The sequence below is a fragment of the Massilia sp. WG5 genome (genome assembly GCF_001412595.2).
Classification (GTDB): domain Bacteria; phylum Pseudomonadota; class Gammaproteobacteria; order Burkholderiales; family Burkholderiaceae_D; genus Telluria.
In genome coordinates, this window is the sequence record NZ_CP012640.2 from 2,921,306 (window position 1) to 2,946,135 (window position 24,830).

Annotated in this window: 24 protein-coding genes and 1 riboswitch; of the genes, 10 read left to right on the forward strand and 14 right to left on the reverse strand. The window is 64.8% G+C overall.

Features of this window, described 5'->3' with window-relative positions:
• The first annotated feature begins 25 nt into the window (after window positions 1–25).
• Both AM586_RS12995 and AM586_RS13000 read left to right on the forward strand, forming a co-directional pair.
• A complete protein-coding gene (locus AM586_RS12995) occupies window positions 26–1,342 on the forward strand; it encodes an MFS transporter (protein ID WP_060567133.1) in 1,317 nt (438 codons plus the stop codon).
• 29 nt (window positions 1,343–1,371) lie between these two features.
• Complete coding sequence (locus tag AM586_RS13000; protein ID WP_047825799.1) at window positions 1,372–2,448, forward strand: porin; 1,077 nt, start codon at window positions 1,372–1,374, stop codon at window positions 2,446–2,448.
• A gap of 52 nt (window positions 2,449–2,500) precedes the next feature.
• Here AM586_RS13000 and can read toward each other — a convergent pair whose 3' ends face one another.
• The 8 genes from can to AM586_RS13040 form a co-directional block, all read right to left on the reverse strand.
• Entirely contained in the window at window positions 2,501–3,175 is a 675-nt protein-coding gene (gene can, locus AM586_RS13005) for a carbonate dehydratase (protein ID WP_047825798.1), read from the reverse strand.
• 81 nt (window positions 3,176–3,256) lie between these two features.
• A complete protein-coding gene (gene dnaJ / locus AM586_RS13010; protein ID WP_047825797.1) occupies window positions 3,257–4,378 on the reverse strand; it encodes a molecular chaperone DnaJ in 1,122 nt (373 codons plus the stop codon).
• A gap of 144 nt (window positions 4,379–4,522) precedes the next feature.
• Window positions 4,523–6,466, reverse strand: coding sequence for a molecular chaperone DnaK (gene dnaK, locus AM586_RS13015; protein ID WP_047825796.1), 1,944 nt, complete (start codon window positions 6,464–6,466; stop codon window positions 4,523–4,525).
• 93 nt (window positions 6,467–6,559) lie between these two features.
• Window positions 6,560–7,120, reverse strand: coding sequence for a nucleotide exchange factor GrpE (gene grpE / locus AM586_RS13020; protein WP_047825795.1), 561 nt, complete (start codon window positions 7,118–7,120; stop codon window positions 6,560–6,562).
• A gap of 377 nt (window positions 7,121–7,497) precedes the next feature.
• A complete protein-coding gene (gene hemH / locus AM586_RS13025; protein ID WP_047825794.1) occupies window positions 7,498–8,601 on the reverse strand; it encodes a ferrochelatase in 1,104 nt (367 codons plus the stop codon).
• A gap of 72 nt (window positions 8,602–8,673) precedes the next feature.
• Complete coding sequence (gene recN, locus AM586_RS13030; RefSeq protein ID WP_047825793.1) at window positions 8,674–10,341, reverse strand: DNA repair protein RecN; 1,668 nt, start codon at window positions 10,339–10,341, stop codon at window positions 8,674–8,676.
• Between the two features lie 37 nt (window positions 10,342–10,378).
• Window positions 10,379–11,281, reverse strand: a complete 903-nt coding sequence (locus AM586_RS13035; RefSeq protein ID WP_047825792.1) for an NAD kinase — start codon at window positions 11,279–11,281, stop codon at window positions 10,379–10,381.
• A 141-nt stretch (window positions 11,282–11,422) separates the two neighbouring features.
• Window positions 11,423–12,364 (reverse strand): DUF3667 domain-containing protein, encoded by a 942-nt coding sequence (locus tag AM586_RS13040; protein ID WP_229411204.1) that lies wholly within the window; start codon window positions 12,362–12,364, stop codon window positions 11,423–11,425.
• Between the two features lie 135 nt (window positions 12,365–12,499).
• On the opposite strand from AM586_RS13040, the gene AM586_RS13045 reads away from it, so the two are divergent.
• The 5 genes from AM586_RS13045 (at window position 12,500) to ribB (ending at window position 16,167) form a co-directional block, all read left to right on the forward strand.
• Window positions 12,500–12,823: a hypothetical protein gene (locus tag AM586_RS13045; protein WP_047825790.1), complete on the forward strand. Its 324-nt coding sequence runs from the start codon at window positions 12,500–12,502 to the stop codon at window positions 12,821–12,823.
• The gene (locus tag AM586_RS13050; protein WP_047825789.1) at window positions 12,820–14,160 is read left to right on the forward strand and encodes a sorbosone dehydrogenase family protein; all 1,341 of its coding nucleotides are present in this window, start codon (window positions 12,820–12,822) and stop codon (window positions 14,158–14,160) included. Before AM586_RS13045 ends, AM586_RS13050 begins: the two co-directional genes overlap by 4 nt.
• A gap of 20 nt (window positions 14,161–14,180) precedes the next feature.
• On the forward strand, window positions 14,181–14,609 hold the full coding sequence (locus tag AM586_RS13055) for an OsmC family protein (protein WP_269467316.1): 429 nt from the start codon (window positions 14,181–14,183) through the stop codon (window positions 14,607–14,609).
• A gap of 123 nt (window positions 14,610–14,732) precedes the next feature.
• Window positions 14,733–15,146, forward strand: a complete 414-nt coding sequence (gloA, locus tag AM586_RS13060; protein WP_047825788.1) for a lactoylglutathione lyase — start codon at window positions 14,733–14,735, stop codon at window positions 15,144–15,146.
• Window positions 15,147–15,264: 118 nt separating this feature from the next.
• Window positions 15,265–15,404: riboswitch (FMN riboswitch) on the forward strand.
• 94 nt (window positions 15,405–15,498) lie between these two features.
• The gene (gene ribB / locus AM586_RS13065) at window positions 15,499–16,167 is read left to right on the forward strand and encodes a 3,4-dihydroxy-2-butanone-4-phosphate synthase (RefSeq protein WP_047825787.1); all 669 of its coding nucleotides are present in this window, start codon (window positions 15,499–15,501) and stop codon (window positions 16,165–16,167) included.
• Window positions 16,168–16,315: 148 nt separating this feature from the next.
• On the opposite strand, the gene AM586_RS13070 is transcribed toward ribB, so the two are convergent.
• The 4 genes from AM586_RS13070 to AM586_RS13085 form a co-directional block, all read right to left on the reverse strand.
• Window positions 16,316–17,677, reverse strand: a complete 1,362-nt coding sequence (locus AM586_RS13070; RefSeq protein WP_047825786.1) for a TolC family outer membrane protein — start codon at window positions 17,675–17,677, stop codon at window positions 16,316–16,318.
• Between the two features lie 52 nt (window positions 17,678–17,729).
• A complete protein-coding gene (locus AM586_RS13075; protein WP_047825785.1) occupies window positions 17,730–18,053 on the reverse strand; it encodes a rhodanese-like domain-containing protein in 324 nt (107 codons plus the stop codon).
• Between the two features lie 16 nt (window positions 18,054–18,069).
• Complete coding sequence (locus AM586_RS13080) at window positions 18,070–18,723, reverse strand: protein-L-isoaspartate O-methyltransferase (RefSeq protein ID WP_047825784.1); 654 nt, start codon at window positions 18,721–18,723, stop codon at window positions 18,070–18,072.
• 161 nt (window positions 18,724–18,884) lie between these two features.
• Window positions 18,885–19,526 carry a TetR/AcrR family transcriptional regulator gene (locus AM586_RS13085; protein WP_047825783.1) on the reverse strand — a complete coding sequence of 214 codons (642 nt, stop codon included), beginning with the start codon at window positions 19,524–19,526 and terminating at the stop codon, window positions 18,885–18,887.
• 110 nt (window positions 19,527–19,636) lie between these two features.
• Between AM586_RS13085 and AM586_RS13090 the strand changes: the two genes are divergently transcribed.
• The 3 genes from AM586_RS13090 (at window position 19,637) to recQ (ending at window position 22,742) form a co-directional block, all read left to right on the forward strand.
• Entirely contained in the window at window positions 19,637–19,909 is a 273-nt protein-coding gene (locus AM586_RS13090; protein ID WP_047825852.1) for a YkgJ family cysteine cluster protein, read from the forward strand.
• Between the two features lie 174 nt (window positions 19,910–20,083).
• Window positions 20,084–20,917, forward strand: coding sequence for an undecaprenyl-diphosphate phosphatase (locus AM586_RS13095; protein ID WP_047825782.1), 834 nt, complete (start codon window positions 20,084–20,086; stop codon window positions 20,915–20,917).
• 4 nt (window positions 20,918–20,921) lie between these two features.
• Window positions 20,922–22,742: a DNA helicase RecQ gene (gene recQ / locus AM586_RS13100; RefSeq protein WP_047825781.1), complete on the forward strand. Its 1,821-nt coding sequence runs from the start codon at window positions 20,922–20,924 to the stop codon at window positions 22,740–22,742.
• Here the strand turns inward: recQ and AM586_RS13105 are convergent, their stop codons facing one another.
• Both AM586_RS13105 and AM586_RS13110 read right to left on the reverse strand, forming a co-directional pair.
• A complete protein-coding gene (locus AM586_RS13105; protein ID WP_047825780.1) occupies window positions 22,743–23,507 on the reverse strand; it encodes a LytTR family DNA-binding domain-containing protein in 765 nt (254 codons plus the stop codon). It lies immediately after the preceding gene.
• The gene (locus tag AM586_RS13110; protein WP_052234030.1) at window positions 23,504–24,721 is read right to left on the reverse strand and encodes a sensor histidine kinase; all 1,218 of its coding nucleotides are present in this window, start codon (window positions 24,719–24,721) and stop codon (window positions 23,504–23,506) included. Before AM586_RS13110 ends, AM586_RS13105 begins: the two co-directional genes overlap by 4 nt.
• Window positions 24,722–24,830: the final 109 nt, after the last annotated feature.

Genomic DNA, 24,830 nt, shown 5'->3' on the forward strand with positions numbered 1-24,830 from the left:
CATCAACACAACAAAGGAGACAAGCATGGCATCAACCAGAAACCAAGGGATTCCCCGGCGCCGCTGGGGCATCGGCGCGCTGCTCGGCGTAGGCGTCCTCATCAACTACATCGACCGCATCGGCCTGTCGGTCGCGGCGCCCCAGATCAAGGACGTGTTCCATCTGAGCGCCGTCGAACTGGGCTTGCTGTTCTCCGCCTTCGCGTGGTCGTATTCGCTGCTGCAGATTCCGGTGGGGATGGTGCTGGACCGCTTCGGTCCGACCCGGGTCGGACGCTGGGGCGCCTTCCTGTGGGGCATCGCCTCGGTCATCACAGCGTTCTCGAGCGGCTTCGCCGGCATCTTCGTCGCGCGTATCCTGCTGGGCGTGGCCGAAGCACCAGCTTTCCCGGTCAGCTCGAAGGCCACCGGTTACTGGTTCCCGCGCAATGAGCGCGGCCTGGCCACCGCCATCTTCGATGCCGCCGCCAAGTTCTCGAACGTGATCGGCGTGCCGCTGGTGGCGGTCACGGTGGTCACCTTCGGCTGGCGCTCGGGCTTCGCCCTGACGGCGACCCTGAGCTTCCTGTACTTCATCGCCTTCTATGTGCTGTACCGCGACCCGAGCGCGGACAAGAACCTGGCGAAGGCCGAATACGACTACATCCAGCGCGGCGGCGCCGCTCCCGAAGGCCCGGCCGATGCCGGCGCCCTGAATATGCTGGGCTACCTGCTGACCAAGGCCAAGGTCTGGGGCCTGACGCTCGGTTTCGCCGCCTACGGCTACACCTTCTACCTGCTCCTGACCTGGCTGCCCGGCTACCTGGTCGAATCGATGCACATGAGCATCCTGAAGTCGGCCGGCTTCGCCGCCATCCCCTGGGCTTTCGCCACCCTGACCGACCTGTTCGTCGGCGGCTGGCTGATCGACCACCTGATCTCGCGCGGCAAGAACGAATCGAAGGTGCGCAAGGCCGTGCTGATCGTCGGCATGACCTTCGGCCTGGCCGTGTTCGGCGCCACCCAGACCACCGACCCGGCCTGGGCCATCTTCTGGATCTCGATCGCGCTGGGCGGCCTGGCCTCGGCGGCGCCGGTCGGCTGGTCGCTGCCTTCGCTGATCGCGCCGAAGGGCGGCGCCGGCACCATCGGCGGCATCATGAACTTCGCGAACAACTTGATGGGGGCGGCCGCACCGATCGTGACCGGCATGATCGTCGGCGCCACCGCCTCGTTCACCAACGCTTTCTTCGTTGCCGGCGTCATCCTGATCGTCGGGATCATCTGCTTCGTGTTCGTGCTCGGGAAGATCGAGCCGATCCCGGATCCGGAACCCGTACGTGCACCGGTCACTGCCGCTTAAAACAATAACGAAGAAAGTAGAAAAAAATAATGAAAGCTAAGTTTTCCGCACGGCGCATGGCCGTGCTGTGCGCAGCGATGCTGTGCAGTGGCGCAGCGCTGGCCGACGGTTCTTCGGTCGCCTTCTATGGCGTGATGGATGTGGGCGTATCGGTCGACCAGGGCGGCATCGCCGGCACCTCGACCCGCGTGACCAGCGGCATGGCGACCCAGAGCCGCTGGGGCTTCCGCGGCACCGAAGACCTGGGCCAGGGCATGTCCGCGTTCTTCGTGATCGAGGGTGGCATCCACGCCGACAACGGCACCTCGACCCAGAACAACACGTTGTTCGGCCGTACCTCGATCGTCGGCCTGCGCGGCAGCCTGGGCTCGGTCTCCGCCGGCCTGCAGGACACGCCGCTGTTCACCACGCTCAACGTGGTGGTCGACCCGCTGCGCAACGGCGTGATCCGTTCCAACAACCTGATGGCCCCGACCGGCTTCCGGGCCTCGAATTCGGTGCTGTACCGTAGTCCCGACATCAACGGCTTCAGCGGCGACCTGATGTATGTAGCCGGCGAAGTCGCCGGCGACAGCGCCGCCAACCGCGCCTTCGGCGGCTCCTTCGGCTACAGCAAGGGCCCGCTCGCCGCCCGCATTGCCTACCACCGCAAGAACAACGACAGCGCCACCCTGAGCGGCACCGATCCGGCGCGCAACCTGCTGCTCGGCGCCAACTACGACTTCGGGCCTGTGCGCGGCTACTTCGGCTACGAGGTCAACAAGGGCCGCAACAGCACGCCCCTGAACAATGGCGCGGCGGTGTTCGGCGGCGCGCCGCCGATCGCGTCGACCGACACCCGCGACCTGCTGCTGGGGGCGTCCGTGCCCTTCGGCGTCAGCACCGTGGTGCTGACCTATGTGCGGCTGGACGACCGTACCATCCACAACCAGGATGCGCAGCAGCTGGGGGCCGCCTACATGTATGCGTTTTCGAAACGCAGCGATGTCTACGCTTCCTACGGTGTAATCCACAACCACAATGGCGGGGCTTACACCGAAGGCAATAGCGAAGAGCCGGGTACGGGCAACCGCCAGCTCGCGGTGGGCTTGCGCCACCGCTTCTGACGGCGCTCGTCGACGAACTGACGCACGAGCTCGCGCAACTGCAGCAGAGCGCTTACGCCGGGGTCCAGCCGTCCGCGTAGCGCGTCAGCAGCGCGTCGTATCTCTGCGTCAGTTCCTCGGCGCTGGACACGGTCATGCCGAGGTCGCGCAGCAGGCCATCCTTCAGGCCGTACACCCAGCTGTGGAGCGTCAGTTCCTGGCCGCGATCCCAGGCGTCCTGCACCACCGTGGTTTGGGCGCAGTTGATCACCTGCTCGGCCACGTTCAGCTCGACCAGGCGGTCGTGGGCGGCGGTAGGTTGCACGATCTCGCCCAGGTAGCGGCCGTGCTTGTGCTTGACGTCTTGCACGTGGCGCAGCCAGTTGTCGGTCAGGCCGACCCGGCGTCCGGTGAGGGCCGCATGCACGCCACCGCAGCCGTAATGGCCGCAGACGATGACGTGCTTCACCTTGAGCACATCAATGGCGAACTGGAGCACCGACAGGCAGTTCAGGTCAGAGTGCACCACCACGTTCGCCACGTTGCGATGGACGAACATCTCGCCCGGCATCATGCCCAGCAGTTCGTTGGCGGGCACGCGGCTGTCCGAGCAGCCGATCCACATGTATTCCGGGGCCTGCTGCGAGGCCAGCGATTTGAAAAAGTCGGGCTGCTTGGCGACGACCGATTCCGCCCAGGCACGGTTTTTGGCGAACAGCTCCCTGGTGATGGGTTTTGAATTAGGCATCTGATTCGACCTTGCGTTTAAGTCAATTGTTCATGCAAAAAAAACCGCTGGGACTCGCGCCATCCAGCGGTTGTCGACCTCTTACTCGAAGAAGTCCTTTACTTTATCCATCCAGCCCTTGCTTTGCGGGCTGTGCTTCGCGCCGCCTTCCTTGGTCAGGCGCTCGAATTCCTTCAGCAGGTCTTTCTGCTTGTCGGTCAGCTTGACCGGCGTCTCGACCAGCACGTGGCAGAACAGGTCGCCCGAATAGCCCGAGCGCACGCCCTTGATGCCCTTGCCCTTCAGGCGGAAGGTCTTGCCGGTCTGGGTGCCTTCGGGGATGGTGAAGGACACCTTGCCGCCCAGGGTAGGCACCTCGATCTCGCCGCCCAATGCCGCCTTGCTGAACGAGATCGGCATTTCGCAATGCAGGTCGTCGCCTTCGCGCTGGAACACCTCGTGCGGCTTGATGTGGATTTCCACGTACAGGTCGCCCGGCGGCCCGCCGTTGGTGCCCGGCTCGCCATTGCCCGAGGAGCGGATCCGCATGCCGTTGTCGATACCGGCCGGGATCTTCACTTCCAGGGTCTTGTTGCGCTTGATGCGTCCGGCGCCGCCGCAGGCCGCGCACGGTTCCGGAATGATCTTGCCGCTGCCGTGGCACTTCGGGCAGGTCTGCTGGATCGAGAAGAAGCCCTGCTGCATGCGCACCTGGCCGTGGCCGTGGCAGGTCGAGCAGGTGACGGGCTGGGTGCCCGGCTTGGCGCCGCTGCCGTGGCAGGTGTCGCACTTGTCCCAGCTCGGCACGCGGATCGTGGTATCGAAGCCGGCGGCCGCCTGTTCCAGCGTGATCTCGAGGTTGTAGCGCAGGTCGGCGCCGCGGTACACCTGGGGGCCGGAACTGCGTCCGCGTCCGCCGCCGAAGATATCGCCGAAGATGTCGCCGAATGCATCGCCAAAGCCGCCGGCGCCGAAGCCGCCGCCCATGCCGCTGTTCGGATCGACGCCAGCGTGACCATAACGGTCATAGGCCTCGCGCTTCTCCGGATTGGTCAGCATCTCGTAGGCTTCCTTGACCTCCTTGAACTTCTCCTCCGCTTCCTTGTTATCCGGATTGCGGTCGGGGTGGTACTTCATCGCAAGCTTGCGATAAGACTTCTTGATCTCGTCTTCCGACGCAGTCTTGGCGACCCCGAGGATCTCGTAAAAATCACGCTTTGCCATTTGTCGGCACCTTGCTGTTGTCTATCTACTCAAACTGTCTGTGCAAAAAAACCGAGCCGGGCACCAGAAGGCTGCATCGGCTCGGGATATTCCGCGAGGAAGGGCGGGAGGCCACCGGCCATCCCGCAACCCCCTATTGTGACATTACTTGGCGTCCTTGACTTCCTTGAAGTCGGCGTCGACCACGTCATCGTCGGCCTTGGCACCCGAATCGGCGCCCGGCTGTTGCGCGCCAGCCGCACCCGCAGCGCCAGCCTGCTGGCCCTGCATGTCGGCGTACATCTTCTCGCCCAGCTTTTGCGCGGCGGTGTTCAGGGCAGCGATCTTCGATTCGATCTCGGCCTTGTCACCCGACTTCAGCACGCCTTCGAGGGCGGCAATCGCCGACTCGATGTTCGACTTGTCGCCGGCGTCCAGCTTGTCGCCGTACTCGGTCAGGGACTTCCTGGTCTGGTGGACCAGCGCGTCGCCCTGGTTGCGGGCTTCGGCCAGTTCCTTGACCTTCTTGTCTTCTTCCGCGTTCAGCTCGGCGTCCTTCACCATCTTCTGGATCTCGTCTTCCGACAGACCCGAGTTGGCCTTGATGGTGATCTTGTTTTCTTTACCGGTGGCCTTGTCCTTCGCGCCCACGTGCAGGATGCCGTTGGCGTCGATGTCGAAGGTCACTTCGATCTGCGGCGTGCCGCGCGGCGCCGGCGGGATGCCTTCCAGGTTGAATTCGCCCAGGCCCTTGTTGCCCGCTGCGATTTCACGCTCGCCCTGGAAGACCTTGATGGTCACGGCCGGCTGGTTGTCGTCGGCGGTCGAGAACACCTGCGAGAACTTGGTCGGGATCGTGGTGTTCTTGTGGATCATCTTGGTCATCACGCCGCCCAGGGTTTCGATACCCAGCGACAGCGGGGTCACGTCCAGCAGCAGCAGGTCCTTGCGGTCGCCGGCCAGCACCGAGCCCTGGATCGCAGCGCCGACTGCCACTGCCTCGTCCGGGTTGACGTCCTTGCGCGGATCCTTGCCGAAGAACTCCTTCACCTTTTCCTGCACCTTCGGCATACGGGTCATGCCGCCGACCAGGATGATGTCGTCGATGTCCGAAACCTTCACGCCGGCGTCCTTGATGGCGACGCGGCACGGCTCGATGGTCTTGTTGATCAGTTCCTCGACCAGCGACTCCAGCTTGGCGCGGGTCATCTTCAGGTTCAGGTGGACCGGCGCGCCGTTCGCCATGGCGATGTACGGCTCGTTGATCTCGGTCTGCTGCGAGGACGACAGCTCGATCTTCGCGCGCTCGGCCGAAGCCTTGATGCGCTGCAGGGCGATCGGGTCCTTCGACAGGTCGAGGCCGTTGATCTTCTTGAACTCGTCGATGATGTAGTCGATGATGCGCTGGTCGAAGTCTTCGCCGCCCAGGAAGGTGTCGCCGTTGGTCGACAGCACTTCGAACTGCTTCTCGCCATCGACGTCCGCGATCTCGATGATCGAGACGTCGAAGGTGCCGCCGCCGAGGTCATACACGGCGATCTTGCGGTCGCCCTTGTCGGTCTTGTCCAGGCCGAATGCCAGCGCGGCCGCGGTCGGCTCGTTGATGATGCGCTTGACGTCCAGGCCCGCGATGCGGCCGGCGTCCTTGGTCGCCTGGCGCTGCGAGTCGTTGAAGTAGGCCGGCACGGTAATCACGGCTTCGGTGACTTCTTCGCCCAGGTAGTCCTCGGCGGTTTTCTTCATCTTGCGCAGGACTTCAGCGGAGATCTGCGGCGGCGCCAGCTTCTTGTCGCGCACCTGCACCCAGGCGTCGCCGTTGTCGGCCTTGATGATCGTGTACGGCATCAGCGAGATGTCCTTCTGGACTTCCTTCTCGTCGAATTTACGGCCGATCAGGCGCTTGACTGCGAACAGGGTGTTCTTCGGGTTGGTCACGGCCTGGCGTTTCGCCGGCGCGCCGACGAGGATCTCGCCGTCTTCCTGGTAGGCAATGATCGAAGGCGTAGTACGAGCGCCTTCGGCATTTTCGATGACCTTGGGCTGGCCATTTTCCATGATGGCTACGCAGGAATTGGTAGTGCCCAGGTCGATACCGATGATTTTGCCCATAATATTTTCCTTTTTAGTACTTAGTTTTCAGATGTGTCGAATATAGGGAAAAACTGCGTGCTTTCAAGAGCTTGGAAGCAGTCTCAGCAATATTTATTTCGGCTGAGCAGCAGTTACGATGGCCGGACGCAGCAGGCGATCGGCAATCATGTAACCTTTTTGCAACACTGCCACGACGGTATTCGCTTCCTGCTCCGACGGCACGACGGCCACGGCCTGGTGCTTGTTCGGGTCGAGCTTGTCGCCCGGCTGCGGCATCACTTCGACCAGGCGATTCTTCTCGAACGCGGCGGTGAGCTGCTTGAGGGTCATCTCGACGCCTTCCTTGATCGATTCCACGGTGGGGGCTTCGACCTTCAGCGCCATTTCCAGGCTGTCGCGCACCGGGACCATGGCCTCGGCAAAGCTTTCGATCGCAAATTTATGGGCCTTGCTCACATCTTCCTGGGCGCGGCGGCGGATATTGTCCGCTTCGGCCTTGGCGCGCATGAAGGCATCGTGCATCTCGGCCAGCTTGGCTTCGGTAGCGCTCAGCTGTTCTTCGAGGCTGGTCTCCTGCGACTGGGCCGCCTGCTTCTCTGCAGGATTGGCCGCATTCGCCGCAGTATCGGCTTCCGGTTGATTGGACACCTCTTGGTTTTCTTGGTCTTGCATCGAAAAAACTCCTAGAATCAAGGACTTGGCTGATCGGTTGACTTGTCCTGCTTATCACACGGGCCCCATATGAGGCGATCCCCTACGTTTTCAAGGGGAATTGCAGGGCTAACATGTGCATATCGCGTAGTTTTTTGTTACAGGATTTACGCAATAGCAGAACTCATCACCAGCCAGGCGTTTTACCATGTTTCCTAATAGGAACAGGGGAAGGATCATGAGACTGCATCTGATCAGCGGCGCCGTGGTGGTCTGGACCGCCCTTGCGCTGGCAGCGATCTGCCTGGCGGAACTCGGGGCGACGCCGCAAAACGTGCCATTTTAACAGCTCCGTTGCGTGGGCACGCCTTGCGGCCCCCAGCCCCGAGGGCCCCGCCCTAGGCGCCCAGCTTCAGCGCGTGCTCGCGCGCGGCTTCCGCATCCTTGCGCCGGGCCTCGTGCTGTGACGGACTCATCATGGTGGGCCAGCCGATCAGGTGCTGTTCGGCGATCTCCGCCAGCCCCGTGATCCAGGATGGATTGTCGTTCAGACAAGGGATGTAGTGGTATTCCTGGCCGCCGTTCGATTCGAACTCGTGCCGCACTTCCATATTGATTTCCTCCAGCGTCTCCAGGCAGTCGCTGGTAAAGCCGGGGCACATCACGTCGATGCGTTTCACGCCCTCGCGCGCGAGCTGCTGCACGGTCGGCGCGGTATATGGCTGCAGCCACTCGGCGCGTCCGAAGCGCGACTGGAAGGTGACCAGGTACTGCTCGGGCGCCAGGCGCAGGCGCGCCGCCAGCAGGCGCGCGGTGCGATGGCATTCGCAGTGGTACGGGTCGCCCAGCATCAGCGTCCGTTTCGGTACGCCATGGAAGCTCATCACGAGCTTTTCGCCGCGGCCGTGCTGTTCCCAGTACGCCAGCACCGAGTCGGCGAGCGCCTCGATATAGCCTTCATGGTCGTGGTAATGCTTGACCAGGCGCAGCTCGGGGATGTTACGCACCTGGCCGTAGTGGGCGTAGACGGCGTCCCAGATCGAGGCCGTGGTGGTGCCCGAATACTGCGGATAGGCCGGCAGCACCACGATGCGGTCGACGCCCCTGGCCTTCAGCTCGTCCAGCACCTCGGGCAGCGCGGGCGAACCGTAGCGCATCGCCATCGCCACCTCGACGTCCTCGTGGCCGCGCTCGTCGAGCAGTTCCGCCAGCTTCGCCGCCTGCCTGGCCGTGTAGACCTTCAGCGGCGAACCTTCGCGGGTCCAGATCATCGCGTACTTCTGCGCCGATTTACCCGAGCGGAAAGGCAGGATGATCAGATTCAGGATCAGGTTCCAGAGCGCGCGCGGGATCTCCACCACGCGCGGATCGGACAGGAACTGCTTCAGGTAACGCCGCACCGCCTTGCGCGTCGGCGCGTCGGGCGTGCCGAGGTTGACCAGCACGATGGCGCTCTTGGCGATCGTGCCGTGGGAGTGCGGCGGTTCTTTTCTGAAGGGCATGGTCTGGGAAAGGGCAAATTTGGCTGGTCATTATGCCATTCGTCGTCCCCGCGAAGGCGGGCGACGGATGGGTCAGGATGCCAGCAGCTCGCGCGCGTGCTTGCGGGTGGTCTCGGTGATCTCGATACCGCCCAGCATGCGCGCCACCTCTTCGACCCGTTCCTTCTTGTCCAGCACGTCGATGCGCGACACCGTCTTGCCTTCGCCGGTCGTGCCCTTGGCCACCTGGAAGTGCTGGTTGGCCTGGCTCGCCACCTGCGGCAGGTGGGTCACGCACAGCACCTGGCGGCTGTGGCCAAGGCGCTTCAGCAGGCGTCCCACCACTTCCGCGACGCCGCCGCCGATGCCGGTATCGACCTCATCGAAGATCAGGGTCGGCACCGTGGTCGCGTGCGAGGTGATGACGGCGATCGCCAGCGAGATGCGGGCCAGTTCGCCGCCCGAGGCCACCTTGGCCAGCGGCCGCGGCGCGACGCCGGCGTGGCCGGCCACCAGGAACTCGACCTGCTCCAGGCCGTACACGGCCGGTTCGCACGGATTCAGCGAGACCACGAAGCGGCCGCCGCTCATCGACAGTTCCTGCATCGCTTCCGACACCTGTTCGCCGAGGCGCTGCGCGGCTTCCCGGCGCGTGACGGACAGCTTGCCCGCCGCCTCCATGTAGACCGCCCTCGCCTTCTCTTCCTGGCGGCGCAGGCCTTCGACGTCGCTGGCGTCGGACAGCTGGCGCAGCTTGGCTTTCAGGGTGGCGTGTTCGTCCGGCAGCTCGTCCGGCGTGACGCGGAACTTGCGCGCGGTGCTGTGGATCGCCTCCAGGCGCGCATCGACCTGCGACAGGCGCTCCGGATCGAGCTCGACCTTGTCGATGTAGTTGTTCAGCGCGTACACCGCTTCCTGCAGCTGGATGCGGGCCGGCTCCATGCAGTCGAGCACGGCCTGCAGGCCGGCGTCGACATCGACCAGCTTGCCCAGCTTCTGGTTCAGCGAGGACAGTTGCGACAGGATAGGGTGATCGTCGGATTCCGACAGCGCATTCAGCGCTTCCTGCGCGCCCTCGAGCAGGCTGGCCGCGTGCGACAGGCGGCTGTGCTCGTTGCTGATCTCGGCCCACTCGCCCGGCTTCACGGCCAGCTTGTCGAGCTCGCCAACCTGCCATTCGAGCCGCTCGCGTTCGAGCAGCACGTTCTTCGCGTTGGTCTCGAATTCCTCGCGCTGGCGGGCCAGCGCGCGCCAGGCCTTGTAGCAGCCGGCGACGGCCTGCACCTGGGCGGTGGACTCGGGATTGCGCACCGCGATCTGGTTGTCCAGCAGGGCGCGCTGGGCGTCCTGCTTGAGCAGCGACTGGTGCGCGTGCTGGCCGTGGATGTCGACCAGCAGCTCGCCCAGCTCGCGCAACTGGCCGGCGGTGGCGGAGATGCCGTTGATGTAGGCCTTCGAGCGGCCGGCGTTGTCGATCACCCGGCGCAGCAGCGCGCCGCCATCCTCGATGCCGAACTCGTGCTGGTCGAGCCAGGCGCTGGCGGCCGGCGTGAGGGCGAAGTCGGCGCTGATATCGGCCTTGGCCGCGCCCTCGCGCACCATGCTGGCTTCGCCGCGCCCGCCCAGGGCCAGCTGCAGCGCATCGATCAGGATCGATTTGCCGGCGCCGGTCTCTCCGGTGAAGACCGTGAAGCCATTCGAGAACTCGAGCTCGATCGTGTCGACGATGACGAAGTCGCGGATGGAAAGTAGGCGCAACATGAAGTAACGGGTCTCCTGAGGATCGGAATGGGGTTTGTTACTTGAGCTTGCCGTCGCTGGACGGGTACTCGTTCCAGTGCAGTTTCTCGCGCAGGGTGTGGTAGTAGCTCCACCCCTCGGGATGCAGGAAGGTGATGGTGTTGGGCGAACGCGAGATCATGATCTGGTCGCCGTGCTGCAGGCTCGTGAAAGTCTGCATGTCGAAGTTCACGCTGATGTCGCGGCCATTCATGATCTCGACCACGATCTCGCTGGTGTCCGGCACCACGATCGGACGGTTCGACAGCGCATGCGGCGCGATCGGCACCAGCACGATGCCGGCCAGGGTCGGATGCAGCAGCGGGCCGCCGGCCGACAGCGCGTAGGCGGTCGAACCGGTGGGCGTGGAGACGATCAGGCCGTCCGAACGCTGGTTGTACATGAAGGCGCCGTCCACCGTGACCTTCAGCTCGGCCATGCCGGCGCCGGAGCCGCGCGCCACCACCACGTCGTTCACCGCCATCGAGCAGTGGATCTCCTTGCCGTCGCGCACCAGGCGCGCTTCCAGCAGGGTGCGCTCCTCGGCCTTGGACTTGCCGCTGAGGATCTCGGCCAGCGCGGGCAGCATGCGGCCGATCGGGATATCGGTCATGAAGCCGAGGCGGCCCTGGTTGATGCCGATGAGCGGCACCTTGTAGCGGGCCAGCTGGCGCGCCACGCCCAGCATGGTGCCGTCGCCGCCGACCACGATGGCGGTGCTGGCCTGTTTGCCGATCTCGTCGATCGTCATCGCGGCCACGCCGGCGACCTTGACGTGGCCGGCCGTCTCGAGCTCGAGCACGGGCTGGTAGCCGGCGCCGCGCAGGAAATCGACGATGGCTTGCACCGGCTCGTCGATCCCGGCTGTGTTGTGCCGCACGACCAGCGCGATGGTTTGTTGCGGTTCGGGCAAAGCGGACATACAACTCTCGACGGCAGGACTAGGGAGACAGAAGATTAACCGATTCGTCCGGCTTCTGCTATATCGCAACTCAGCAAATACTGTACAAACACACAGTATAGTTGGGCCGACGCCCTTCCCGCAAGAGACTCGACGGGCCGCTCAATGAAGAATACCGAACGCCAGCGCCGCGACGATCGCCAGGCCAACCGTCACCAGGTGCAGCAACATCAGGAAGATCCAGCGCAGGCCGGTGAGCTTGCGCGAACCACCATACACCCGCCGCATCGCGGTCGGCAAATAAAATGCCAGCCACAGGCCGAGCAGCCATTCGACCAGCCCGAAGCCCGACGGCACCAGCAACATCAGGGCCATCGTCAGGAAGGCGAAGCCGTTCGTATGCAGCGCGAACAGCAGATGCTCGCCGTAGCGCCGCCCCGAGCCGAGGTACAGCACCTTCAGGTAGAAGGCGAAGAGCGGCATCATGAAGAAGATCGCGTAGGGCGCGTAGCCGTAGAATGCGGTGCTCAGCAACTTTTTTTGTTCTTCGCCGGGCAGGTCGCCGAAGTGTTCGAGCTTCGCGACCAGGCTGTCGGCCAGGCCCTGGTTGATGCGCCCGACCGCGTCGTGCACTTCCTTCGTGCCCTTGCGGATTTCACCCGGGCGGTCTTCATTGAGCGGCTTGGCCTGCTTGCCGTGCCGCGCCGGTTCCTCGTCCTCGTCCTGCTGCGCGGCCGGCGCCGACTGGCTCTGGCCGATCTTGATCTGGTCGTGTCCGTTCTCGTGGATGCTGAGCTTCAGCACCGCGAAAAAGATCAGGCTGAAGCTCAGGTACAGCCGCAGCGGCTGGACATAACGCACCCGCCGCCCCTTGATGTATTCGAGGGTCAGGCGCCCCGGCCGGAACAAAAGCAGGCCCAGCGACTTCCAAAGCTTGCCCTCCAGCGCGACGTAGTGGCCGATGAATTCGTGCAGGAACTCGCGCGTGCTGGGCGGATGCAGCACGGTCTCCTGGCCGCATGCGTGGCAAAAGTTCCCGGACACGTTGACGCCGCAGTTCGGGCAGTCGGTGGCGGCATGATGGAGGATGGCTTCAGAATTCACGGCAATTCCCTGCATTGGCACAGAAACCAGCATGTTAAACAGTTAATTTCAAAAAAGCATCATCCAATTGCGCGACCCACTTCAGTGCTGCGCGTTAGGATTTAAGCAATTTGAGCAATGCCTGAGGAGAATGCCATGGTGGAAGAAGCCAAAGACCGCGTCGTCAACACCGACCGCAAGATCGAGGAGCAGGACTACAAGCGCGAGCCGCACGAGCGCGACGAATCGCCGGACGGCCAGGGCGTCAAGCCGCGCGGGATCATGAAACAGGCAGCCTCCGACCTGGAGCAGGGCCTGGTCGATACCGAAAACTACGAAGGCCGCGGCACGCCCGGGATCGAACAGGCGGTCGAGCCGAAGCCGGGCGCCACCGGCCAGGCCGTTCCGCAACCGGATCGCCATCGCGACATGCGCGACCACGATTCCGTGGCGCCTGTCGACGGCGGAAAGAACCGATGAGCAGGCGTGGCCTGCCGATCGTTCTGCTGGTTGCCGCAAGCCTCAGCGCATGCGCCGGGCCGGGTCTTTCGCAGCAGGCGCTTTCGCAGCAGGCCGCGACCGGCTACCTGCCCGGCTTCGGTCCGAATCCGGCGCTGCCGGCCCCTGAACATTCCCTGATCCCGACGCTGAACATCGCGCCGGCCGAGCCCTGGCCGCAGGGCACGCATCCGACACCCGCCGCCGGGCTGGCGGCCACCGCCTACGCCAGCGGCCTGGAGCATCCGCGCTGGCTGTACGTGCTGCCGAACGGCGACGTGCTCGTCGCGGAAAGCAACAAGCCGGTCAATGCGCCGAAGGAAAAAGGCATTCGCGCCAAGGTCCAGGGCATCGAGCAGAAGCGCGCCGGCGCGGGCGTCGAGTCGCCCAACAAGATCGTCCTGCTGCGCGGCGTGAAGGCCGACGGGACTGCGGAAATGAAAACCTTGTTTGCGCAGGACCTGAATTCGCCCTTCGGCATGGCCCTGGTCGGCAATGCGCTGTACATCGCGAACGCCGACGCGCTGTGGCGATTCCCGTACAAGACCGGCGACACCGCCCTCGGCGGACAGGGGACGAAGGTGCTGGACCTGCCGGCCGGGATCAATCACCACTGGACCAAGAACGTCGTCGCCTCCCCCGACGGCAAGAAGCTGTACATCACCGTCGGCTCGAACAGCAACGCGGCCGAGAACGGCATGGACATCGAGCAGGGCCGCGCCGCGATCTGGGAATATGACATCGCCAGCGGCGGGCATCGCATCTATGCGTCCGGCCTGCGCAACCCGAACGGCCTGGATTTCCAGCCGCAAACCAAGGCCCTGTGGACCGCCGTCAACGAACGCGACGAGCTGGGCAATGACCTGGTGCCGGACTATATGACGGCGGTGAAGGACGGCGCCTTCTACGGCTGGCCCTACAGCTATTACGGCCAGCACGTCGACACCCGCGTCGAGCCGCAAAAACCGGCGCTGGTCGCCACGGCGATCCCGCCCGACTATGCGCTGGGCGCGCACACGGCCTCGCTGGGCCTGGCCTTCTACGATGCCAGGCTGCTGCCGCAATTCAGGAACGGCGCGCTGATCGGCCAGCACGGCTCGTGGAACCGCAAGCCGCATTCGGGCTACAAACTGGTCTACGTGCCCTTCACCGACGGCAAGCCGAGCGGCCCGCCGCAGGACGTGCTGACCGGCTTCCTGAGCCGCGACGGCAAGGCCTACGGGCGCCCGGTCGGTGTCGCGGTCGACAGGCAGGGCGCCATCCTGCTGGCGGATGACGTCGGCAATATCGTCTGGCGGATCACGCCGGCGGCAAAGTAATCACTCACGAGGAGAACATCATGATCAAGCGTAAGGGAAGCGCCGTCTGGAGCGGCGGCCTGAAAGACGGCAAGGGCACGGTCTCGACCCAGAGCGGCGTGCTGAACCAGAGCCAGTACGGCTTCAACACCCGCTTCGAGGACGGCGCCGGCACCAATCCGGAAGAGCTGCTCGCGGCGGCCCACGCCGGCTGTTTCACGATGGCGCTGTCGGCCCAGCTCGGCGAAGCCGGCATGACCGCGCAAAAGCTGGAAACCACGGCCACCGTTTCGCTCGACAAGGTCGACGGCGGCTTCGCGATCCCGGCCGTCCACCTCGAGCTGGTCGCCACCATCCCGGGCGCCGACGAACAGGCCTTCCAGGAAGCGGCGCGCAAGGCCAAGGAAGGCTGCCCGGTTTCTAAACTGTTCAACGCCAACATCACGCTCGACGCCAAGCTGCAGGCCTGACCCGCAGGATGGGCATTTCAGGCCACCTGCCTGGAATGCCCCACCCTACGTCGGCGGTGCCAGCAAAGATTCGCCCGAGCGCATAAAATCCCCGCTTTACGTTCACCTATCACAGGAACAAGAATGCGCATCCTGCACACCATGTTACGCGTCGGCGACCTGCAGCGCTCCATCGACTTTTACACCACCGTGCTCGGCATGAAACTGCTGCGCACCAGCGAGAACCCGGAATACAAGTACACCCTGGCCTTCGTCGGCTACGGCAACAACCCGGACCACGCAGAACTCGAGCTGACCTACAACTGGGGCACCGACAAGTACGAGATGGGCACGGCCTATGGCCATATCGCGATCTCGACCGAAGACATCTATAAAACCTGCGACCAGGTGCGCGCAGCCGGCGGCAACATCACCCGCGAGCCGGGCCCGGTCAAGGGCGGCAGCACCGTGATCGCCTTCATCACCGATCCGGACGGCTACAAGGTCGAGCTGATCGAACGCGCCGACAATGCGGGCGGTGGCGGCCTGAGCAACTAAGAGCAACTTAGAGCAACTTAGAGCAACCAAGAGCGGCTAAATCGGCCGGGGCCGGCAAGCTTTTGCCGACCCTGCTACAATTTCCGCGCCTGTCCAAGCAGGCAAACAATTCAATTAAATACGTCTTCGGGGCGGGGTGAAATTCCCCACCGGCGGTATGGCCATCATGGCCGAGCCCGCGAGCGCCTGCCATGCAGGGTCAGCAGACCTGGTGAGAAGCCAGGGCCGACGGTATAGTCCGGATGAAAGAAGATGTGCGTTATTACGTGTCCTGCCGCCGTACTGGCATGCAGCGCCGCGCCGTTTCGCTTTGCCCTGATGCGTTCCTTTACCTTTTGCAAGGAGCGTCTCAATGACCAGCAACACCATCATCAACACCTTCACGCTCGACAGCGAGGACCTGGAAGGCCGCATCGCCGCCGCCCTCGAGGCCACGCGTCGCGGCATTCCCGTGATCCTGCTCGACGACTTCGACCGCGAGAACGAGGCCGACCTGATCGTCGCCGCCGAAAAGCTCACGGTGGAAACCATGGCCGTGATGATCCGCGAATGCAGCGGCATCGTTTGCCTGTGCCTGTCCGACAGCAAAGTACGCGCGCTCGAGCTGCCGCCGATGGCGCCGGAAAACGGCAGCCGCTACGGCACCCCGTTCACCGTCTCGATCGAGGCGCGCGAGGGCGTCACCACCGGCGTCTCGGCCCAGGACCGGGTGACCACGATCCGCGCCGCCATCGCCCCGGATGCGAAACCCGGCGACCTCGTGCGCCCGGGCCACGTGTTCCCGCTGCGCGCCAACCCGGCGGGCGTGCTGGGCCGCAAAGGTCATACCGAAGGCTCGGTCGACCTGGCCATCCTGGCCGGCCTGCAGCCGTCCGCCGTGCTGTGCGAGCTGATGAACGAAGACGGCACCATGATGCGCGGCGCGGCGATCGAACGCTTTGCGCGCGAGCGCGGCTATCCGATCCTGACGATTGCCGAGCTGATCGAATGGCGCACGCGGGTGGAGCAGAAGGCCGCTTAGTAAAACCTGGATTCCCGCCTGCGCGGGGACGACGGTATCAAGCGCTGACACGTCGTTCCCGCCCAGGCGGGAATCCCAGTTCGTCGCCAACTGCTACGGCAACAAAAAACGGCGCCGCAGCGCCGTTTTTCGTTCAAGCCATCAAGCCTTACGGCTGCGACAGCAGCGCATTGATCGGCTGCAGGTCTTCCTCGCGCAGCGAGCCGGCGGCCGCCTTCAGCTTCAGGCCGGCCAGGATGGTGTTGTAGCGCGCCTTGGCCAGGTCGGTGCGGGTCTGGTACAGCTGGCGCTGGGCGTTCAGCACGTCGATGTTGATACGCACGCCGACCTGGTAACCCAGCTTGTTCGATTCCAGCGCCGAGTTGCTCGACACTTCGGCCGCTTCCAGCGCCTTCACCTGGGCCAGGCCCGAGTTCACGCCGAGGAAGGACTGGCGCGCCAGCAGCGCGGCGTTGCGGCGATTCGCTTCCAGGTCATTGCGCGCCTTGTCTTCCAGGGCGATCGATTCGCGCACGCGGCTGGTGACGGCGAAGCCGCTGAAGATCGGGATGGTGTAGGACACGCCGATCGCGTTGTTGGTGGTGCGGCCCGACTGGTTGGTCTGGCCGCTCAGGTTGGTGTGCTGCGAGCTCGCTACCAGGTCCAGGGTCGGATAGTGGCCGGCGCGGTTCCTCGAGATGTCGCGCTTGGCCGATTCCAGCTGCAGCTGGGCCACCGACACGGCGTAGTTCTGGTTCTCGGCGGCCGAGACCCACTGGTCGACGTTGATCGGTTGCGGCGCGGTCAGGTTGACGCCGGTGCGCAGGGTCGCCAACGCGCTGGGAGGCGTGCCGATGATGGCCTGCAGCGCGGTCTTCTTGGTCTCCAGGTCGTTGACCGCGGCGATCTCCTGCGAAATCACCAGGTCGTAGGCGGCCTGGGCTTCGTGGGTGTCGGTGATGGTCTGGGTGCCGACTTCGAAGTTGCGCTTTGCCGAGGCCAGCTGCTCGGTCACGGCTTCCTTCTGGGCGCGGGTCGAGGCCAGGGTGTCCTGGGCCGCCAGCACGTCGAAGTAGGCCTGGGCCACGCGGGTGATCAGGTCCTGCTGTGCCTGGGCGAACTGGGCTTCCGAGATCGCCTGCTGCAGCTTGCTCTGCTGGTAGGTTTCCCAGCGGTCCCAGCGGAACAGCGGCTGCGCCAGCTGGACCGTGTACTGCTTCTGGGTCGTGGTGGCCGAGCCGCCTTGCACGATCTGGGTGACGCCGTCCTGGTCGGTGATGCGGGTTCCCTCGTTCCACGGCGTACTTTCGCCCTTGGCGCGGGTCACGTTACCGGTGACGCCGACGGTCGGCAGCAACCCCGCACGCCCCTGGGGGACGCGTTCCCGCCCCGCAGCCGCGGACGCGCGCGCACTCGCATAGGTGGCGTCGTTCGCCAGCGCCTGCTGGTACACCTGGAGCAGATCGGCTGCCTGGGCGTTGAGCGAGAAGAACGCGCCGGCCAGCAGCACGGCGATGAGGGGTTTCTGCATTACTTTCTCCATCGGAGTCATCAATAGTCAAAGGACACAGGCCGCCGATGCGTCAGTACTTCGGCATCGATGGATCGACCTGCACGGCCCAGGCGTGTATGCCGCCTGTCAAATTCGTAATCTTTTCAAATCCGTTACGTTCCAGGAAAGCCGCCACCTGCATGCTGCGCGCGCCGTGGTGGCACACGCAGACGATCTCCTGGTCATCCTCGAGCTCGCCAACGCGGATCGGGATCAGGTTCATCGGGATCTGGGTCGAGCCCGCGATGTTGCAGGTCTCGAATTCCCAGTTTTCCCGCACGTCGAGCAGCAGCGGTTTCGGACGCGACGGGTCGGCCAGCCAGGCGGCCAACTCGGGAGCGGTAATGTGCTGCATCGTCTGCCTCTTTCCTTCAGAACTCGAAGTGCGACACTGCCGGCGCGCCGCTCAGGTACTTCACATTGGTTTCGAACACTTTCACGGTGCTCCAGCTGGACTCGCCGGTGCGGGTCACGATGCAGAATTCCATGCTGGGAGGCTCGCCGACGATGGCGGCGATGCGGCCGCCCACCTTCACCTGCTGCAGGAAGGCTTCCGGCAGCACTTCCAGCGCGCCCGAGATCACGATCACGTCGTACGGCGCGCCCTTGTCCCAGCCTGCGGCGCCATTGCCCAGTTCCACGGACACGTTGCCGATGCCGGCCTTGGCCAAGTTCTTCTCGGCCAGTTCCTTGATTGCCGGATTCACTTCCACGGTGGTGACCTTGGCCGCGCGGTGCGCCATCAGGGCCGCCATATACCCCGAGCCGGTGCCGATTTCGAGCACGGTCTCATGCTTCTTCAGGCCGATCTCCTGCAGGACGCGCGCTTCGATCTTCGGCGCCAGCATCGCCTCGCCGCCCGGCAGCGGGATCTCGACGTCGGCAAAGGCCAGGTTCTGGTATGCGGCCGGCACGAACTGTTCGCGCTTGACCACGTGCAGCAGGTCGAGGATGTCGGTGTCCAGCACGTTCCAGGGGCGGATCTGCTGTTCGATCATGTTGAAGCGGGCTTGTTCGATATTCATCTAGGTACTCGGCGGAAAAAGAAATAATCCGATATTTTATCGTTGAACGGCCTCGGGAACACATCTTAGCGATATGGCGCCCAAGACCACGGGAAATTGCGACAGTCTGCAGTTTAAAGGGGATGAACGCCGGAAAATGGCGTCCTGACGCGACAAGTCACTCACGCGGCGCGCGGCAGCAGGCCGTTCAGCGCCATGTCGAGGAAGGTGTCGAGGAAGGCTTGCGGATCCAGTTCCGCACGCGGGCAAGGGCCGACCGAGTGCTTCCAGGTGATCAGCATGAGCATGGGTGCAATCAGCACCTGGGTCATCAGGTTGACGTCCAGCGGACGGAATTCGCCGCGCTCGATGCCTCGCTCGAGCATGCCGGCCATGGTCCTGGTGCCGCGGTTGATGACTTCTTCCTGGTAGAACCTGGCCAGTTCCGGGAAATTGTCGGCCTCGGCGGTGACGAGCTTGATGATGCCGGAGGCCTTGGTGGCGCCCAGGCGCTGCCACCAGGAATGGATCAGGTGGCGCAGCAGGTCGGCGCTGTGGCCCTCGAATTCGGCGACCGAGACTTCGGCCTCGCCGATGACGGGCACGATGCTGCTGCGGACCACGGCCTTGAACAGCTCTTCCTTGTTCTCGTAGTACAGGTAGAGCGTGCCTTTAGAGACCCCGGCACGGCGCGCGACGTCTTCCAGGCGTGTGGCGGCGTAGCCACGTTCGACGAACAGGTCGATGGCTGCCTCCAGCAACTCCTGGGGCCGTGCGTCCTTACGGCGCTCCCAGCGTGGCTTGGCTTCGAATGGGCATGGCATGCTTCTGTCCGACAACTAACTGTTGAGTCAGGAAATATAGACCCGGGCCTTGGGCCAGTCAAGCTTGGCGGGTAGTATACTGGCCTGCTGCCAACACCCGTATGTACGCCATGCCTCCCCCGCCCGTCCCTTTCGCCTGCCGCCCCGGCTGCGGCGCCTGCTGCATTGCGCCCTCGATCAGCTCGCCGATCCCCGGCATGCCGAACGGTAAACCTGCCGGCCTGCGCTGCGTGCAACTGGACCAGCATAACGCTTGCAAGATCTTCGGGCAGCCGGAACGGCCCAAGGTCTGCGGCGGCCTGCAGCCCTCGGGCGAGATGTGCGGCGACTCGAACGCGCAGGCGATGTTTTTCCTGAGCGAGCTGGAGCGGCTGACCGCGTGAAGCCGGCGATCGCAGCGGACTCTTGCCTGCAGCAAAAAAGCCACCACCTATTGCGGGTAACTCGACGGTAGGCGCCCCGGCCGTGGTAAGCTTGCGCCCTGCCTGCGGCACCAGGTAATACCGCGCAGCGCCCCTTCCCCGTTCCGATCACAATAACATCCTGACCAAAACTTCATGGACATCATTCTCGCCCTGAAAGCGATCATCATGGGCCTCGTCGAGGGCTTTACCGAGTTCCTGCCGATTTCCTCCACCGGCCACCTGATCCTGGCCGGCAGCCTGATCAACTTCACGGGCGAAGTCGCCAAGGTGTTCGAGATCGCGATCCAGGCCGGCGCCATCCTGGCCGTGATGTGGGAATACCGCGCGCGCATCGGCACCGTGCTTGGCGGCCTCGGATCGGATCCGCGCCAGCGCAAGTTCGTGCTCAACCTGATCGTCGCCTTCCTGCCGGCGGCCGTGCTGGGCCTGCTGTTCAGCAAGGCGATCAAGGCCCACCTGTTCGCCCCGGTGCCAGTGGCCCTGGCCTTCATCGTCGGCGCCTTCGTGATCCTGTGGGCGGAACGCCGCCACAAGATGCTGCCGGGCGCGCACCGCGTCGACACCGTGGACGACATGAGCATGCTCGACGCCTTCAAGGTCGGCTGCGCACAATGCTTCGCCCTGGTCCCGGGCACCAGCCGTTCGGGCGCCACCATCATCGGCGGCATGCTGTTCGGCCTGTCGCGCAAGGCAGCCACCGAATTCTCCTTCTTCCTCGCGATCCCGACCCTGCTGGCGGCCACCGTGTACTCGGTGTTCAAGGCGCGCCACGACCTGCATGCGTCCGACCTGCCGCTGTTCCTGATCGGCGGCGTGGCGGCCTTCGTTTCCGCCTTCCTGTGCGTGCGTTGGCTCTTGCGCTTCATCAGCACGCACGACTTCACGGGCTTCGCCTGGTACCGTATCGTATTCGGCATCCTCATCCTGGTCACGGCGCACTTCGGCTGGGTGATCTGGGCGGACTGACACCATGACGAGCGACATCCCGCAACGCGCGCTGCACATCCTGCAGACGGTCTTCGGCTATCCCGCCTTCCGCGGGCAGCAGGCGGAGATCGTCGAGCACGTGGCCAGCGGCGGCGACGCGCTCGTCCTGATGCCCACCGGCGGCGGCAAGTCGCTGTGCTACCAGATTCCGGCGCTGGTGCGCGACGGGGTCGGCGTGGTCGTCTCGCCGCTGATCGCGCTGATGCAGGACCAGGTCGACGCGCTGGCCGAAGTCGGCGTGCGCGCGGCCTTCCTGAATTCGACCCAGACCTTCGAAGAGACCCTGCGCATCGAAAAGCTGGTGCGCACGGGCGAGATCGACCTGGTCTACGTGGCGCCCGAGCGCCTGATGACGCAGCGCTGCCTGGACCTGTTCGAGGACTCGCACATCGCGCTGTTCGCGATCGACGAGGCGCACTGCGTCTCGCAATGGGGCCACGACTTCCGTCCCGAATACATCCGCCTGTCGATCCTGCACGAGCGCTTCCCGCACGTGCCGCGTATCGCGCTGACCGCCACCGCCGACCAGCTCACCCGCGCCGAGATCGCCCAGCGCCTGCAGCTCGACGAAGCGCGCCAGTTCGTCTCGTCGTTCGACCGCCCCAACATCCGCTACGCGATCGTGGAGAAGACCAACGGCCGCAAGCAGTTGCTGGACTTCATCGGCACCGAGCACACCGGCGACGCCGGCATCGTGTACTGCCTGTCGCGGAAAAAGGTCGAGGAGACCGCCGACTTCCTGAACGAGAACGGCATCCGCGCCCTGCCCTATCACGCCGGCATGGACTACGCGCTGCGCGCCGATAACCAGGCCCGCTTCCTGCGCGAAGACGGCATCGTGATGGTGGCGACGATCGCCTTCGGCATGGGCATCGACAAGCCGGACGTGCGCTTCGTCTGCCACCTCGACCTGCCGAAATCCCTCGAAGGCTATTACCAGGAGACCGGCCGCGCCGGCCGCGACGGCCTGCCCTCGAACGCCTGGATGGCCTACGGCTTGCAGGACGTGGTGCTGCAGCGCCGGATGATCGACGAGTCCGAAGCCGACGAGAATTTCAAGCGCGTGCTGTCGTCCAAGCTCGACGCGATGCTGGGCCTGTGCGAGACGCTGTCCTGCCGCCGCATGCGCCTGCTCGAATACTTTGGCGAGCGCTCCGGCCCCTGCGGCAACTGCGACACCTGCCTGCTGCCGCCGGTCTCGTTCGACGCCACGGTGCCGGTGCAGAAGCTGCTCTCGGCCATCTACCGCGTCGACCAGCGCTTCGCCGCCGGCCATGTGATCGACGTGCTGCGCGGAGTGCAGACCGAGCGTATCGGCCAGTGGCACCACGACAAGCTGACCGTGTACGGCGTGGGCGCCGACCGCAGCGAGCAGGAATGGCGCGCCATCGTGCGCCAGGTGATCGCGCTGGGCCTGGTGACGGTCGACCACGACGCCTTCAGCTCCCTGAAGCTGACGGAAGCGGCGCGCCCGGTGCTGAAGGGCGAACAGAAGGTGCAGCTGCGCCAGTACCAGAAGCCGGTCAAGCCGAAGCGCGCATCCACGCCGCGCGGCGGCTACGAAGAGATGGAACTGTCGAAGTCGGAACAGGCGATCTTCGAGAAGCTGCGCTGGTGGCGCGTCGAGACCGCCCGCACGCACGGCGTGCCGGCCTATGTCGTGTTCCAGGATGCAACCCTGCGCGAGATCGCCAAGGTCAAGCCGACCTCGCTCGACCAGCTGCGCGGGGTGTCCGGCGTCGGCGCGAAAAAACTCACTTCCTACGGCGACGAGATCGTCGCCATGATCAGCGACCTGGTCTGATCATTCCCGGAACAGGTGCACGAAGGTACGGCTCACCGCCAGCTTTTCGTCACAGCCCTTTACCAGCACCTGCATGCGCTCGGCGTCGATGCGTTCGGCCGCCAGGATCGCATTCGCGTTGACCACGGTGGCGCGGTGGATCTGCCAGAAGCGGTCCGGATCGAGCCCGCTCAGGAGGTCCTTCAGCGGCGTGCGCACCAGGGCTTCGTAATCGCGCAGCACGATCCGCGTGTAGCGGGTGTCGGACTGGAAGAACAGCACCTCGTCGACGTCGATCACGCGCACCTGGCGGCCGACACTGGCCTTGATCCACTTGATGCGCTCCTGGCGCACGCCCGGCAGCGCCGTCTTCAGCTGGCGCAGCAGCGCGCCCATCTCGGCGCCATCCGCGGGCGGCCGCGCCAGCTTGGCCTGCAGGCGCGCCACCGCCTTGTCGAGACGGTCGGCCTGCAGCGGCTTGAGCAGGTAGTCGACGGCGCCGGCATCGAAGGCATCCACGGCGTACTGGTCGTAGGCGGTGACGAACACCACGTGGGCCAGGCCGCCGATGCGCTCGGCCACTTCCAGGCCGGACAGGCCGGGCATGCGGATATCGAGGAAGACCACGTCCGGCTCGTGCTCCAGGAAACCGTCCCAGGCATCGTTGCCGTTTTCCGCCACGGCCAGCACCCGCGCTGCGGGCCAGCATGCCGCCAGCAGTTCCAGCAGGCGTTCGCGCATCAGGGGTTCGTCTTCGGCGATCAGCAGCGTCGGATTCGGATTCATGTTGTCCGCGGATAGGGAATCGTGAGGTCGGCGACCAGGCCCGGGTCGGCGTCGTGCAGGCGCAGGCCGGCGGCGTCGCCGTGGAGCAGGCGCAGGCGGCGACGTACGTTGTCCAGGCCGGCGCCGCCGTTTTCCGCCGCGAACAGGGTGCTCATGCCCACGCCGCTGTCCTGCACGCGGACCCGCAGCGCATCGCCGAGTACTTCGGCCGAGACCTTGACCTCGCCGCCGCGCAGGGCCGGTTCGATGCCGTGCTTGATCGCGTTCTCGACCAGGGTCAGCAGGATCATGCTGGGCAGCTGCACCTGTTCCAGCGCACGCGGGAGCTGCAGGCTGAAGCGCAGGCGCTCGCCCAGGCGCACCTGCATCACCTTCAAATAGGACTCGACCAGGCCGAACTCGGTGGCCAGGCTCACCTGTTCGCTGCGCATGTCGCGCATGCTGGAGCGCAGGAAGTCGATCAGGTTGCTTGTCAATTCGGCGGCGCGCGGCGCGCCATGCTGGGCCAGCTGCTGCACCGCGCCCAGGGTGTTGAACAGGAAGTGCGGCTCGATCTGGGCGCGCAGCAGGCGCAGCTGGGATTCGGACAGTTCGCGCGCCAGGCGCTCGCGTTCGGCGTCGCGCTGCAGCTGCGCGACCAGCGCTTCATGCTTGCGGTAGCGCCAGGCGCCGATGGCCAGCATCGGCACCGCCAGCGCCAGTCCGGCGCCGAGGATCATGGCCAGCATGCGCGGCAGCTTGTCAAGCACCGCGGCCGGCGACTGGTCGCTGATCCACAGGGTGGCGCCGGAGGTGGCCACGGCCGTCAGCAAGGCATACATGAGCATCGTCAGCACCAGCCTGAACTTGCGCCGGACCAGCTCGCGGTAGTTGAACCAGGCGCCGAGCAGAGCGACCATCAGCGCGATGCCGCAAACGTTGGCGGTGGCGACCGCCGCCGCCCAGCCGATGCCTGGCGAGAGCAGGTGCAGCCCCGCCCCGCACAGCGTGAACACGGCCAGCAGCGCAGCCGTGACGAGCCAGCCGCGCCAGCCTTTCAGGGCGATGCAGAAGTCACGCAGCTGCTGCCGCTCCACCGGCGAGCGTTGCGCGAAGCGGCAGTACACCAGGCGGCGATAGCCGTCCTCCGCCTGGGACGCGAGCTCCGGCCGCTCGAGCACCGCGATCTGCTCGTCCTCCCATTTCCCATACCAGTCCGCAAGCTTGCGCCACATGATGCCCCCCTGTGATCGTTAATATATAGCAACGATTACAGTCTAGGCACCCCGGACGCCGGTGGACAGCGGCGCGGGACGAAGCACGAATCCCGATGGATGAACGACG